Origin of the sequence: Bradyrhizobium sp. 172 (assembly GCF_023101065.1) — a bacterium.
Classification (GTDB): Bacteria; Pseudomonadota; Alphaproteobacteria; order Rhizobiales; family Xanthobacteraceae; genus Bradyrhizobium; species Bradyrhizobium canariense_D.
This window is the reverse complement of record NZ_CP064701.1, coordinates 7,928,257-7,941,929: the sequence shown is the minus strand read 5'-3', so window position 1 is coordinate 7,941,929 and position 13,673 is coordinate 7,928,257. Positions and strand designations below refer to the sequence as shown.

Below are 13,673 nucleotides of genomic sequence, written 5' to 3'. Positions count from 1 at the left end.
TCACTATGTCGATAAGTTGTTAGCGAGCCATCGTTTTTTGAGTCTCGTTTCACAGGGTAACTCCATCGCGTGACGCGATCCGGGGAAACTACGGTGTGCAGAACTCGCAAGCCCGCGAATTCAACTTGCGCCCGCCTCGCAGGGGCTTTTTGCACCGCGGTGCAAGTTTCCGCTGTTGCAAAACCATTCGCAGGTAAAACTACGGACGCGTCATGGTGCAAGCGCCGCAATCCTCCGATCGAAGGTCGTTCGACGCGTGACTGCTTGCGTGAATATGACGGGCAACAAAAAAGCCCGGCGTGAGGCCGGGCTATTTGACGCGTGTGATGTGCGATGTGATCGCCCGATCGAACGACTCGATCGGACGGCGTGCCAGAACGCTCGCGAGTTTACTTGGCGAGCTTGGCGATCTGCGCGGTGAGCCGCGAGACTTTGCGGCTGGCATTGTTCTTGTGAATGATGTTTCGCTGCGCGGCGCGCATCAAGGCGGGCTCGGCATTCGCCAGCGCCGTCACGGCAGCGGCGCGGTCGCCGGTCTTGATCGCTTCTTCGACGTTACGTACGGCACCGCGCATCTGGGTGCGGCGCGACTTGTTGACAGCGGTGCGGCGGGCGATCTTGCGCGTCGCTTTCTTGGCGGAAGTGGTATTGGCCATGGTCTCAATGTCCTTTGCGGGTACCGGTCGCGTCTTCGTCGGGTAGCGCCGGCTTGCTTGACCGCGTAATCGACGCTCGGAATTAGGGTGTTCGGTTGCTAGGCTGTTCCCGGAACATGAGCGACGGCCTTGCGGCTGCCTCTGAGGCCCAAGGAGCCTCTCAGCCCAAGAAGCCTCTAAGCCCAAAGAGCCTGCATCTGCTCAAAGAACAGCGGCGGCAGGATTGCGCCCGCCGCCAGTTGGCGCCCTTATAGAGAGGGTCTTCGGCACCGTCAACGCTTTCCCGGGCTGCAAAAGCAGCCCCTCAGAGCCGGGATGAGTGCCGTAACGCCCTGAAGAGGTTGAATTTCTGCCGTCTCCCTTGTATTGGCTGGCGGCGTTCCGAGGGTCGTCCGATCGGACGACTATATAGGGTGAGGCATGATCCGCGGCTTTTTCCGACTGATTGGGCTGTTGCTGCTCGCCGGCGGGTTCATCTTCATGGTCTATGATGGCGCCCGCTGGGTGGCCGACCAGACCCTGCGGTTCACCCGCTTCGGCCAGTTCTGGAACGACATCAATCAGGCCAGCCAGACGGCATTCCGGACCTGGGTTGAGGCCAAGGCGCCCTGGCTGTGGACCTCGGTGATCCGCCTGGTGCTGGATCAGCCGGTTTTCGCCGTCCTCGGCATTCTCGGCATCCTCCTGATGATCCTGTTCCGCCCGCGCAAGCCGTTGATCGGCTATTCCCGGGATTGAGCTTTCGAGCATGCCGCGCTGTAACAGGGCTGCCGCTCCGTGCGTAAAGACCTATATTCCCACCTGATCGCGAGCACGCCGCCTGAGTAATTAGCCCAGGCGATGCACGGCTCGTTCGGAGATCCGTCCATGGTGTTCATGCGCAAGACCACCGCATTGCCGAGCGCCGCGGAAGCGCTGCCGGGCCGTGCGCAAGCCATTCCGACCGCGACCACCCATTTCGTCAACGGCGCGAAGTTGCAGCCGCCTTATCCCGCCGGTCTCGAGCAGGCGGTGTTCGGGCTCGGCTGCTTCTGGGGCGCCGAGCGCAAGTTTTGGGAGCTCGGCGACGGCGTTTACACGACTGCTGTCGGCTATGCCGGCGGCCACACGCCGAACCCGACCTATGAAGAGACCTGCTCGGGCCGCACCGGTCACACCGAAGTGGTGCTGGTCGTGTTCGATCCCACCAAGGTGTCGTACGAGAAGCTATTGAAGACGTTCTGGGAGAGCCACAACCCGACGCAGGGCATGCGTCAGGGCAACGACGTCGGCACGCAGTACCGGAGCGCGATCTACACCTATTCAGACGCGCAGAAGAAAGCGGCCGATCAATCGAAGGCGCTCTATCAGAAGGCGCTTGCTGCAAAAGGTCTCGGCACCATCACCACCGAGATCGCACCCGCCGGCGAATTCTACTTTGCCGAGGACTATCATCAGCAATATCTGGCCAAGAATCCCGCCGGCTATTGCGGCCTGGGCGGCACCGGCGTGTCCTGCCCGATCGGCGTCGGTGTGAGCGCGTAAGCTGGTCCCTCGTCATGGCCGGGCTTGTCCCGGCCATCCACGATATTTCGTGCGGCACCAAGAACGTGGATGCCCGGGAAGAGCCCGGGCATGACGGAGTGTTTGTACCATTGCCAAGCCACCCGCCCCCTCAACGCTTTATTAACCATAACCGGTGCATCACTGGATCTGTCTCGTTTCGAGGGATAAGTCCGGTGCCGGTTGCACGCGCGTTTCGATGGTCGATCTCGGCAGCATCCCTGGCAGCGTCCGCCGCGCTGACCCTTGGCGGCTGCATGCAAACCGCTGGTCCCGTCGCCTATGTGCAGCCGCGCGCCGATCTCGATTCGATGGTCTATGGCCAGCCGTACAACGCGCCGCAGCCCGCCGTCGTCGGCAGTGGCGGCGGTGCCATCGCAGCACTCAGCAATTCCTTTGCCTCGCCTGCGCCCATGCCGGTCGGTTATGCCGCGCCGATGGCGGCGCCTGTTCGCTACGATGCCTCCTATCATCTCGACGCCGGCGACAAGCTGCGCGTGGTTGTCTACGGCCAGGAAGGTCTCACCAACAGCTACGCAATCGACGCCGGCGGCTCCATCACCATGCCGCTGATCGGCGGCGTGCCGGCACGCGGCCGCACCCCCGCGGGTCTTGCCGGCGAGATCGCCGCAAGGCTGCGCAACGGCTACATTCGCGAGCCCTCGGTCGCCGTCGAGATCGAGGCCTATCGTCCGTTCTTCATTCTCGGCGAAGTCTCCGCGCCCGGCCAGTATCCTTACGTGCCGAACATGACGGTCGAAAGCGCCGTCGCGATCGCCGGCGGCTTCTCGCCCCGCGCCAAGCGCGACGTGGTCACCGTCACGCACACCGAAGCCGGCGGCGCCATGCGCGCCGTGGTGCCGCTCGGCACCCCCTTGAGCCCCGGCGACACCGTGTTTGTCGGCGAGCGCTGGTTCTAGAGCGTTTTCGAGCGAAGTGGATACCGGTTCGCGTAAAGAAAACGCGTCAGAAAAGAATCTAGAGCCTCGGTTCTGATGCAATCAGAACCGAAGCTCTAGCTCACCGCCTGAAATCCAGACGCCCGTTCGGAAAACATCCGTCGATCCTGGTGGCGTCGACCACCAGTCCAACCCATGGCCGTGTGATCGCCGGGTTGGTCAGGTTGATATATTTCCCGACCAGGCGACCCGCGCGATCACGCGCCGTATCGATCAGCCCGTGCCGGCGGCCATGGTCCCAGTCGAAGCGGAGGAAAATGCGCTCGCCTGCGACCCGCACCTCCGCGCGTCCTTCTTTCCAGGCTTGCGGCGTATCGCCGGCAATGGTCGGATCTGCGCCGCCATTCCAGCGGCTGGCCCAGATGCCGTCGAGCGGGTCTGACTGTGCCGCGATAATTGCCCATGCCGCCGCGTTGACGTCAGCCGCATCGCCGGCAAGCGCGGCGGTTGCGGCATAGTCCATGACGTCGCGATCATCAGGCGCGGGCACGTCCATGGTGCCGAACGGATTGCGGATGACGATGTTCGTATTGGCCTGCTGCATCATGATCTCCCGGCGCGAATTGGCTTGATCAGCCAGCTCTATCGCCGGGCAGCAGGATGCAGCCACCCGATTCCTGCTCGTCATCCGGGGCGCGCGAAGCGCGAGCCCGGAATGACAGCGAAGACAGCCGCGCGCGCTACGATTTCAAATGCTTCGCGAAAAATTCCATGCTGCGCGGCCAGGCGATGTCGGCGCTGGCCTTGTCGTAGCTCGTCCGCTCGTCGCAATGGAAGCCGTGCTGCGCGCCCGGATAGACGAAGACCTCCACGTCCGGCCGCTTCGTCTTGATGGTCTCGACGTCGGTCAGGGGAATGCCGGCATCCTTCTCGCCAAAGTGCAGCTGTGTCGGAACTTTTGGTGTCTCGTCGGCATAGCGCACGACGGCGCCGCCGTAATAGCCGATCGCGGCCTTCAGGCCCGACAGCCGCGTCGCCGCGACGAAGGCGATGCTGCCGCCCAGGCAAAAGCCGATGATGCCGACCGGGCCGACGCTCTTCACCGCATCGATCGCCGCCTGCGTGTCGCGCAGCATCGCGTCCCAGTCCGGACTGGCGACGAACTTGCGCGCTTCCGCGATCTCGTCGGGCGAGTAGCCGGACTGGAAGCCCGGCGAGGTCCGGTCGAAGATCGACGGCGCGATCGCGACATAGCCTTCCCCGGCGAGGCGATCGCAGACCGAGCGGATGTGATGGTTGACCCCAAAAATCTCCTGGATCACCACCACCGCGCCCTTCGCCGTGCCGGCGGGGTCAGCGCGATAGGCACTGAGCTGGAATTTGTCGGAGGCCGTCAGCTTGATGTCCTGTCGCACGCGGGTTGTCCTTTTGGTTAGTCTTCGATTGCGGGTTCCGCTCGTTCCACAAACTCGTCATGCCCGGGCGTAGCCGTCCGAAGGACGGCGTCGCTTCCGCTCGCCTATGTCCCGGGCATCCACGTTCTTGGTGCGGTAGGAAAGATCGTGGATGGCCGGGACAAGCCCGGCCGTGACGATGTGGCAGCTCCAACGCATGATGGCGCAGAGACGATTGCTCTGCGTCATGAAAAGCCACTCTCACTCCCACATCCAGTTCTCGCCATAATCCTCCTTCCAGCCCGCCAGCCGTCCGTGGCGGAATTGCAGGAACAGGCGGTGACGGGTGGGGATCAGTCTGCTGCCGCCGATGTTGCGAAGGGCGAGATAGATCTCGTTGCCGGGGCGTCCCCGCACATATTGCAGCGGTTGCCCCAGCGCCCGCGCAGTCTGGTCGGCATCCATGCCGAAAGCGAGCGGCGTGTTGTTCGACAAGGTCGCGACGAAGGGCAGGCGGGGCAATGTCCCGCCGAGTTGCTCGGCTTGCGCGGATGCTGACAGCAACACCGCGCCCGCAGCCAATATAGCTCGCTTCATCGCCACTGTTCCTGTCCGACCTATTCCGGCAAGTTCTTCAGGAAAGGCAGCACCGCGTCAACAAAAGCCTGTGGCTGGTCGATGTTGACGGCGTGTCCGGCGGCGGGGATCACGACTTTTTGTGCGCCGGGAATTTTCGCGGCCATGTAGTCCGAGGCAGCTAGGAACGGCGTGTCGTCGGCGCCGACCACGATCAGGCTGGGCACCTTGATCTCCGGCAGCAGCTCGATCACCTTCGCATCGCGCTGGGTCAGCATGCCGCGTGCGGCGAGCGCCAATCCCCTGGCATCGCGATGGCTCGCGGTGGCGCGCTCGCGCGTTGCCGCCTTCAGCACGTCGAGCCCTTCGCGATCGAATTTGTCGGCAGTGGCGAGCGCGCGCGCATTCCAGGCCTCGCGTGCATCGTCCTTCTTGAAGCCGGGGCCGGTGTCGATGATCAGCAGCGCGCGGACGCGCTTTGGATGCGCGCGAGCGAAGGCAAGCGACATGTAGCCGCCGAGCGAGAGCCCGCCAATGATGGCGCGCTCCGTGCCGACCACATCGAGGATCGCGGCGATGTCGCCGACGGTGAGTGCTTCGCTGTAAGCGGCGGGATCGTCGGGATAGTCGGACTGGCCGTGACCGCGCATGTCCCACAAGATCAGCTTGTGATCCCGGGCAAGTGCCTCGACCTGCCCATGCCACATTGCCGAAGTCGATGAGTAGCCGTGGGTGAGCAGCAGCGGCCAGCCCTCGCCATGAACCTCGTAATGGATTCCAACGCCGTCCCGATCGATCTTAGGCATTGCATCCACCTTATTATCTTGTCTTCCCCCATCTTAACGCGCCGGGTTACTCGGAGGAAACTGCCTGAATGCGATGGCCTGCCTGCTTGGCGTGCACTCTGTTGCGTTCAGCCGCTGCATCACCGCTGTTCTCGCAACGCACAAGATGCGCGCGCCTCGTTTGTTTCGATCGATTCCAAATTGCATTTGCCTCCGCGCCTGAACGCGATCATTCTTGCGATCAAGGCTGGCGCCGGCCCGGTGGGCGTCCGCTACTCAAGTTGCCGCCGTAAGCGGCTTCATGCACCGGCAGGGGAAGACGCCTATGCCAACTCTCACCATCAACGGGCGGAGTCTGTCCGTGGATGCGGCGAACGACACGCCGCTCCTCTGGGCGATCCGCGAGCAATTGCAGATGACCGGCACCAAATTCGGCTGCGGTGCCGGCCTGTGCGGGGCCTGCACCGTGCACGTCAACGGTGAAGCCGTGCGTTCGTGCCAGACCATGGTCGGCGATGTCGCCGGCAAGAAGATCACCACCATCGAAGGCCTCGCCGCCAAGGGCGACCATCCCTTGCAGAAGGCATGGATCGCCGAACAGGTGCCGCAATGCGGCTACTGTCAGTCCGGTCAGATCATGCAGGCGGCCTCGCTGCTGGCGAAGAATCCCAACCCGACCAAGGAAGAGGTCGTGGCGCATATGGACGGCAATCTTTGCCGTTGCATGACCTATTCGCGGATCCAGAAGGCAATCATGCGCGCCGCAACCGAGATGCGCACCGCATCCGCCTCCGGCAACGAGCGGAGGCCCACATGAACAAGCACGTGAACAACGTTGCGCCCGAGGCGACCGATCTCAGCCGCCGCTCCTTCCTGGTCGGCACAGCGGCCGCCGGCCTCGTGCTCGGCTATGCCGGCGTGCCCGGCATCGGTGAGGCGCTTGCGGCGCCTTCGAACTTCGAGCCGAGCGTTTGGTACGCGATCGCGCCCGATGGTCTCGTCACCGTCACCTGCGGCAAGGCCGACATGGGCCAGCACATCGCCTCCACCATGGCGCAGATCGTGGCCGAAGAGCTGGGCGCGAAGTGGAGCGACATGCGCGTACAGCTTGCCTCCAACGATCCGAAGTTCAACGATCCCGTGTTGGGCGCTCAGATCACCGGCGGCAGCTGGTCGACCATGATGAACTTCGAGGCCATGAGCCGCGCCGGCGCTGCCGGGCGGATGGCGTTGACAGAAGGCGCGGCCGCCGCGATGGGCGTGCCGGCGTCGGAGCTCGTGGTGCGCGATTCCATGATCTCGCACCCGAAGTCGAAGAAGGCGATGTCCTTCGCCGATGTCGTCAAGAGCGGCAAGGCGACAAAAACCTTCACGCCGGACGAGCTGAAGGCGATCAAGCTGAAGACGCCGGATCAATACACCATGATCGGCGTGTCGGTGCCGCAGCTCGACATTCCCTCCAAGACCAACGGCACGGCCAAATACGGCATCGACGTGATGCTGCTAGGCATGGCCTATGGCGCGGTCGTGACGCCGCCCGTGCGCTTCGGCGCCACGGTGAAATCGGTCGACGACAGTGCCGCCAAGAAAGTGCCGGGCTTCATCAAGGCCGTCACCCTCGACGACAAGACCGGAACGACCTCGGGCTGGGTCGTCGCGGTCGCCGGCACATATGCCAACGCCAAGAAGGCGGCGCAGGCGCTCAAGATCGCCTATGACGGCGGTCCAAACGCGAAGGTGTCGAGCCAGTCGCTGCTCGACGAGGCCATGCGGCTTCAGAAGCAGGAGGATTCCGGCCAGTTCTTCGTCAAGGACGGCGATCCCGCGGCGGCGTTCGGCACGGCGGCCAAGGTGCTGGAGGCGGAGTACACCACCAGCATCAATATCCATGCGCCGATGGAGCCGATGAACGCCACTGCGGAGTTCAAGGGCGAGATCCTGCACATCTATTCCGGCAACCAGTTCGCAACGCGCTCCGGCGCGATCGCGGCGGGTGCGGCCGGGATCGATCCGAAGTTCGTGGTCATGCATCAGATGTGGCTCGGCGGCGGCTTTGGCCGCAGGCTCGATGCCGACATGATGATTCCGGCGGTGCAGGCGGCGAAGGCCATCGGCAAGCCGGTGAAGGTGATCTATACGCGCGAGAACGACATGACGATGGATTTCTCGCGTCCGCTCACCTACCAGAAAGTGAAGGCAGGCGTGGACGGCGACGGCAAGCTCATCGCGCTCAGCCACGACGTGGTTTCGGCGTGGCCGACCCAGCGCTGGGGAATACCCGATTTCCTGACGCCCTCGGTCGACAAGAAGGGTCCGCTCGACTCCTTCACGGTGAACGGGGCCGACTTCTTCTACACCGTGCCCAACCATCATGTGCGCGCGATCAAGAACGAGATGGCGCACAACGCGACGCCGTCCGGCCAGCTCCGCTCGGTCGCGCCGGGCTGGACCTTCTGGGCGGTCGAAAGCATGATCGACGAGATCGCGGCGGCGGCGGGCAAGGACCCCGCGCAGTTCCGCATCTCGCTGCTCGACGGCGCCGGCAAGAACGACGGCGGTGCGCAGCGGCTGCGCAATACGCTGCTCGCCGCGATGGGTCTTGCCGGCTACGGCACCAGGAAGCTGCCGAAAGGTGAGGGCATGGGCGTGGCCTGCGTCTCGTCGCAGGAACGCGCGACCGCAAGCTGGACGGCCTGCGTCGCTCACGTCGCCGTGGCGCCATCGGGCGAAGTGACCGTGAAGAAGCTCACGGTCGCCACCGATGTCGGCACGCAGGTGCATCCCGACAACATCCGCGCCCAGGTCGAGGGTGCGGCGCTGTGGGGCCTGTCACTGGCGATGTACGAGAAGGCGACGCTGAAGGACGGTGGCATCGAACAGACCAATTTCGACAGCTACACGCCCTTGCGCATGAGCCAGGTGCCGGAGGTCGCGATCGCCGTGATCGCCAATGGCGAAAAGGCCACTGGCGTCGGCGAACCCGCGGTGACAGTGATCGCACCCGCGATCGGCAATGCCATCTTCAACGCCTCGGGCGCCCGCGTCCGGGCCCTGCCGATCACGGCCGAAGCCGTGAAGGGCGCGATGAAGGCGTAAGGCTGGTTGCGATTGTTGACCTGACATGATCCGCCGGGGGCAGCCCCCGGCGGATTCGTCGTTAAAAAAGCCCTGTGTTTGCAACCACATCTCTACTGTGCATGGGGTTGTTTTCGAGGTTTTTGATTGGAACCGCCGGGGACGCGAATTCCGTAAAATTGTCCCAGATTCCGCAGGGTTCCATTGAGCACGCCTCTTAAGGGCCGGAGAACCTGATCCGGCTTAGGCTTTTGCCCGAAACACGCCCGTGCTCTTGGGGAAGCCATGAACGCCTCAGCCAAACCCGCCGCCAAACGCCGGCTTCTGCTCGCCTCCGACCGGAGCGACGAGAGCACCGAGCTCGCCAGCATTCTCAAGGCGGTCGGCGACGTTGCCACGGTAACGACGCAGGAGCTCCCCGAGCAGCCCTCGCGCGATCTCTCCGGCCTCGTGGTCGACATCAATCTGCGCTCGCCCGACAGCGTGCAGCGGGTGCGCAACAAGCTGCGCGGCGACGCCTATCGCGCCATGCCTCGTCTGTTCGTGCTTGCGGACGCCCTGCATCACGGCACCATGCAGGCTTGGGCGCTGGGCGCCACCGACACCATCTCGCGGCCGCTTCAGCCTGAGGACATCCTGCAGCGCATCCGTGCCGCCTTCCCCGACACCGCCGTCTATGACGCGACCGATCGTGGCAAGACGCTCAATCGCGGCGTCGAGGCCGCGCACGCGGTGCTGAAGAAGATGTTCGAGAAGCTGCCGCTCGGCGTGCCCCTGACCTTCGACGACGTCATCGCCGCCGAGAGCAAGATCCTGAAGGCGATCAAGCACTCCTCGCTGCGCGAGTGGCTCACCACGGTGGGCTGCCACCATGTCGGCAGCTACCGGCATTGCCTGTTCGTGACCGGATTTGCGGTCTCCTTCGCCCAGCACCTCGGCATGCGCGAGGACGACCAGCGCCGGCTGACCCGTGCCGCGCTGCTGCACGATGTCGGCAAGGCCTTCGTTCCCTCCGCGCTGCTCGACAAGCCCGGCAAGCTCACCGACGAGGAGATGGCTGAAGTCCGCCAGCATCCGCGCCGCGGCTATGACGCGCTCGCGGCTCAAGGCGGCTTCCCGCCGGAGATGCTGGACGTCGTGCTGCATCACCACGAATTCCTCGACGGCTCCGGCTATCCCAACAATCTCTCGTCGAACCAGATCAGCGATATCGTGCGGGTCACGACCATCGTCGACATCTACGCGGCACTCGTGGAGAAGCGCGCCTATCGCATGCCTTTCACCCACTCGCGCGCGTTTGCGATGATGGAAGGCATGGGCGGCAAGCTGGACCAGCAGCTGTTGCAAGCGTTCCGCCCGGTGGCGCTGGGGTCGTTCTGAACTCCGGTGTCGTCCTGGCGAAAGCCAGGACGACGTTGTGGTAATCGCTCGTGCTACCCCACCATCTTCCTCAGCTCCGCCTTCGCCACCTTCTCCAGCGTCGAGCGCGGCATGTCGTCGACGAAGCGGATCTCGCGCGGCATCTTGAAGTCGGCGAGGCCGGCGCGGCAGGCGGCCATCACGGCGTCGTGCAGATCAGGCCGGGCACCGGCGACGCCACCCTGCGGGATGATGAAGACGACCGGCACCTCGTCCAGCATTGGATGCGTCTTCGCCACCACGGCGGCCTCGCGCACGCCGGGGACCAGTGCGACCACCTGCTCGATCTCCGACGCGGCGACGTTCTCGCCGCCGACCTTCAGCATGTCCTTGCTGCGGTCTGCGAAGCGAATGTAGCCGTTCTCCAGCCGCCCCACGCGGTCACCGGTGAGAAAGAAGCCGTGCTCGTCGAAGCTCTCGCGCGTCGCCTTTTCGTTGTGCAGATATGCGGCGAACAGCGACAGGCCGACAATGCCCTTGATCGAGAGATTTCCGGTGCCGTCGATTTCGGTCGGCCGCCCGTCGTCGTCGGTGATGCGGATTTCATATTCCGGCGCGGCGCGGCCGATCGACATCGGGATGTTGGGCTGGTCGATCTCGCCGACGATGCCGTGGGTGATGGTCTCGGTCATGCCCCACCAGCCGATGATCTTGACGCCGAAGGCGGCGAAGGCCGGCGGCTCGTTGATCGCGGTGCCCCACAGACGGAATTTGTGATCGCTCGGGATCTCCTGCTCGAGCAGCGCCTTCATGCAGAACGGGATCGTCGAGGTCCAGGTCGAGCCGTGCTCGCGCGCAGCGCCCCAGAACCGGCTGGCGGAAAAGCGCGGCTGGATCACGCAGGTGGCGCCGACCCATAGCGTCGCCAGCATCGAATAGGCCAGCGCGTTGGTGTGGAACAGCGGCAGATAGGCCTGATGCACGTCGCTTGCGTGCAGGTCTTCGTGCGCGGCGTTGATCTTGGCGCCCCACAGCGCGTTGGCGTGGGTCCACAGCACCGCCTTGGGGCGCGATGTCGTGCCCGAGGTGTATTGCACGCTGCACGGCGCGAGCGGATCGATCGCGCGCCTGGGACGGTCGGCGCTATCGGCGAACAGCTCCTCAAAGCTGTCGCCGCGTGAGACCGGGTTCCCGGGCGGCGCGCCCGCATCGTGCGAAGTCACCGCCATCCAGCGGATGTTGCGGCAATTCTGCGCGACGATCTCGGCATAGGCCGGCTGTGTGATCGCGGCGACCGCGCCGCAATGATCGGCAAAATAGTCGAGTTCGGCCGGCGCCGAGCGCGTGTTGGTGGTCACCGCGATGGCGCCGAGTTCGACACAGGCGAACCAGGCCAGCAGCGCCTCGATGCAATTGTCGAGGTGAATGAGCACATATTCGCCCGGCTTCACGCCGCGCTTCGTCAGTCCCGCCGCGAGCGCGCCGACCCGCTCGTGAAACTCGCCATAGCTCCAGCGCCGCGCAGGCGCGTCGAACGGCGCCCAGATCAGGAACGGATGTGAGCTGCGCACGTCAGCCCGCATCTTCAGCAGCCAAGGCACATCGAGCCCGTCGAATGGGCCGACGATTCCGGCGGCGGCTTGCGAAGTCGGCATATGTCCTCCCGTGCAGCCTGCATCTTGCCGGCGGCCGCGTTTTGATGATTGCGTCTTCCTGCTCTCTCAGCCCTCATGCGACGGTGCGTGGGGCAGGCGGCTTGGCCTTACCGGCCGCCGTCCTCGTATGACGAAATCTCGATCAGGCTGCCATCCGGATCCCTGCAATAGACCGAGCGCAGCGTGCCGCGGGCGCCCTGCTTGGGAACCGGGCCCTCTTCGATCGCAACGCCATGTGCCTTCAAATGCGCCACCACCTCGTCGGGGCTGGCGGAGGTGAGGAAGCACAGATCCTCGCTGCCGGCGGTCTGGTGGTCCGCGGTGAACCACTCCACCTTGTCGGCATCGCGCGGCCGGACGTTGATCTTCTGGTTACCGAATTGTAGCGACGTCCGCGGCGCTTTGCCGCCGCCGGGGTCGAATACCTTGACTTCCATGCCGAGAATCTTGCCGTACCACTCGGCGGTCACTGCGACGTTCGCGACGTTGATCACGAGATGATCGAGGGCTTCGACCTTGACCGCCATGCCTTATCCTTTCGTCGTGATGCACCCCGTGTACTTTGCGCCTGCGGCAAGCTTTGTTACAACCGCGCCGACGCCATTTTCAAGCTATCTGGCTTCAAGAACAACACGTTGGGAGAACCCTTGAGATGATCACACGCCGTACCGCGCTGAGCCTGCTCGCCGCCAGTCCGCTTGCAGCCAGCCCGCTGTCGAAGGCCCTTGCCGCCGATTACCCGACCCATCCGGTGAAATGGGTGGTCGGCTATCCGCCGGGCGGAGCCACCGACATCCTGGCGCGCCTGATCGGCCAGCGGTTGTCGGAGAAGTTCGGCCAGCAATTCGTGATCGAAAACAAGCCGGGTGCCGGCAACAATATCGCCACCGAATCGGTCGTCAACGCCGAACCCGACGGCTACACGCTGCAACTGGTCAATCCGGCCAACTTGATCAACGCCTCGCTCTACACCAACCTGAAATTCAACTTCGTGCGCGATATCGCGCCGGTCGCCTCGTTCCAGCGCGTGCCGAACGTGATGACCGTCAACAAGGACGTGCCGGCCAAGACCGTCGCCGAGTTCATCGAATACGTGAAGGCCAACCCCGGCAAGGTCAACATGGCCTCCTCGGGCAACGGCACCTCGGTGCATCTGTCCGGCGAGATGTTCATGGCGCTGACGGGCTGCAAGATGCAGCACGTGCCCTATCGCGGCGCCGCACCCGCGATCACCGACATGCTCGGCGGCCAGGTGCAGGTGATCTTCGACAACATGCCCTCGATCATCCAGCACATCCGCTCCGGCTCGCTCCGCGCCATCGGCGTCACCACGGCGGAGCGCTCGCCGCAGCTGCCCGACGTGCCGGCGATCGGCGAGACCGTGAAGGGCTACGAGGCGAGCGCGCTGTTCGGCATGGGGGCGCCGAAGAACACGCCCAAGGAGATCATCGCCAAGCTCAACAGCGAGATCAACACGCTGATAAAGGAGCCGGACATGGCCAAGCGCCTGGTCGAACTCGGCGGCGAGCCGCGGGCGCAGACGCCCGAGGCGTTCGGCGACGAGATCAAGGCCGAGACCGAGAAATGGAAGAAGGTGGTCGAGTTCGCCGGCCTGAAGGTCGAGTAGCGATCTTGTGATGTCCGGGAATGGAGCCCTGCCGTTCGGCAGGGCTTTTTTCTTGGATGCCGTGCCATTGAGCTGGAATAAAGCGGCTTCGTGAAACCTGATGGG

14 protein-coding genes are annotated in these 13,673 nt (G+C 64.2%); 7 read left to right on the top strand and 7 right to left on the bottom strand.

Annotation, left to right across the window (positions count from 1 at the left end):
- Positions 1-389 precede the first annotated feature (389 nt).
- Positions 390-656 (bottom strand): 30S ribosomal protein S20, encoded by a 267-nt coding sequence (gene rpsT / locus IVB07_RS37565; RefSeq protein ID WP_007598259.1) that lies wholly within the window; start codon positions 654-656, stop codon positions 390-392.
- A 420-nt stretch (positions 657-1,076) separates the two neighbouring features.
- Between rpsT and IVB07_RS37560 the strand changes: the two genes are divergently transcribed.
- The 3 genes from IVB07_RS37560 (at position 1,077) to IVB07_RS37550 (ending at position 3,118) form a co-directional block, all read left to right on the top strand.
- Entirely contained in the window at positions 1,077-1,394 is a 318-nt protein-coding gene (locus tag IVB07_RS37560; RefSeq protein ID WP_007616084.1) for a hypothetical protein, read from the top strand.
- Positions 1,395-1,523: 129 nt separating this feature from the next.
- On the top strand, positions 1,524-2,180 hold the full coding sequence (gene msrA / locus IVB07_RS37555; RefSeq protein WP_026233037.1) for a peptide-methionine (S)-S-oxide reductase MsrA: 657 nt from the start codon (positions 1,524-1,526) through the stop codon (positions 2,178-2,180).
- A 194-nt stretch (positions 2,181-2,374) separates the two neighbouring features.
- The gene (locus IVB07_RS37550; RefSeq protein WP_018455842.1) at positions 2,375-3,118 is read left to right on the top strand and encodes a polysaccharide biosynthesis/export family protein; all 744 of its coding nucleotides are present in this window, start codon (positions 2,375-2,377) and stop codon (positions 3,116-3,118) included.
- A gap of 100 nt (positions 3,119-3,218) precedes the next feature.
- On the opposite strand, the gene IVB07_RS37545 is transcribed toward IVB07_RS37550, so the two are convergent.
- The 4 genes from IVB07_RS37545 to IVB07_RS37530 form a co-directional block, all read right to left on the bottom strand.
- Positions 3,219-3,701: a hypothetical protein gene (locus IVB07_RS37545; protein ID WP_026233038.1), complete on the bottom strand. Its 483-nt coding sequence runs from the start codon at positions 3,699-3,701 to the stop codon at positions 3,219-3,221.
- Positions 3,702-3,837: 136 nt separating this feature from the next.
- Entirely contained in the window at positions 3,838-4,512 is a 675-nt protein-coding gene (locus tag IVB07_RS37540) for a dienelactone hydrolase family protein (RefSeq protein ID WP_018455844.1), read from the bottom strand.
- A 240-nt stretch (positions 4,513-4,752) separates the two neighbouring features.
- Entirely contained in the window at positions 4,753-5,088 is a 336-nt protein-coding gene (locus IVB07_RS37535) for a hypothetical protein (RefSeq protein WP_026233039.1), read from the bottom strand.
- Between the two features lie 20 nt (positions 5,089-5,108).
- Positions 5,109-5,873, bottom strand: a complete 765-nt coding sequence (locus tag IVB07_RS37530; RefSeq protein WP_018455846.1) for an alpha/beta fold hydrolase — start codon at positions 5,871-5,873, stop codon at positions 5,109-5,111.
- A gap of 304 nt (positions 5,874-6,177) precedes the next feature.
- On the opposite strand from IVB07_RS37530, the gene IVB07_RS37525 reads away from it, so the two are divergent.
- From IVB07_RS37525 to IVB07_RS37515, 3 genes are all read left to right on the top strand, one after another.
- A complete protein-coding gene (locus IVB07_RS37525) occupies positions 6,178-6,669 on the top strand; it encodes a (2Fe-2S)-binding protein (RefSeq protein ID WP_007616069.1) in 492 nt (163 codons plus the stop codon).
- Positions 6,666-8,948 carry a molybdopterin cofactor-binding domain-containing protein gene (locus tag IVB07_RS37520; protein WP_247295899.1) on the top strand — a complete coding sequence of 761 codons (2,283 nt, stop codon included), beginning with the start codon at positions 6,666-6,668 and terminating at the stop codon, positions 8,946-8,948. The genes IVB07_RS37525 and IVB07_RS37520 overlap by 4 nt, the downstream gene beginning before the upstream one ends.
- A 264-nt stretch (positions 8,949-9,212) precedes the next feature.
- Entirely contained in the window at positions 9,213-10,307 is a 1,095-nt protein-coding gene (locus IVB07_RS37515; RefSeq protein ID WP_085349734.1) for an HD domain-containing phosphohydrolase, read from the top strand.
- Positions 10,308-10,360: 53 nt separating this feature from the next.
- Here IVB07_RS37515 and IVB07_RS37510 read toward each other — a convergent pair whose 3' ends face one another.
- Together IVB07_RS37510 and IVB07_RS37505 are read right to left on the bottom strand one after the other, a co-directional pair.
- Positions 10,361-11,941, bottom strand: coding sequence for an AMP-binding protein (locus IVB07_RS37510; protein ID WP_018455850.1), 1,581 nt, complete (start codon positions 11,939-11,941; stop codon positions 10,361-10,363).
- Positions 11,942-12,048: 107 nt separating this feature from the next.
- Positions 12,049-12,468 (bottom strand): VOC family protein, encoded by a 420-nt coding sequence (locus IVB07_RS37505; protein WP_018455851.1) that lies wholly within the window; start codon positions 12,466-12,468, stop codon positions 12,049-12,051.
- A gap of 125 nt (positions 12,469-12,593) precedes the next feature.
- On the opposite strand from IVB07_RS37505, the gene IVB07_RS37500 reads away from it, so the two are divergent.
- Positions 12,594-13,568, top strand: coding sequence for a tripartite tricarboxylate transporter substrate binding protein (locus IVB07_RS37500; RefSeq protein ID WP_247364338.1), 975 nt, complete (start codon positions 12,594-12,596; stop codon positions 13,566-13,568).
- Positions 13,569-13,673 lie beyond the last annotated feature (105 nt).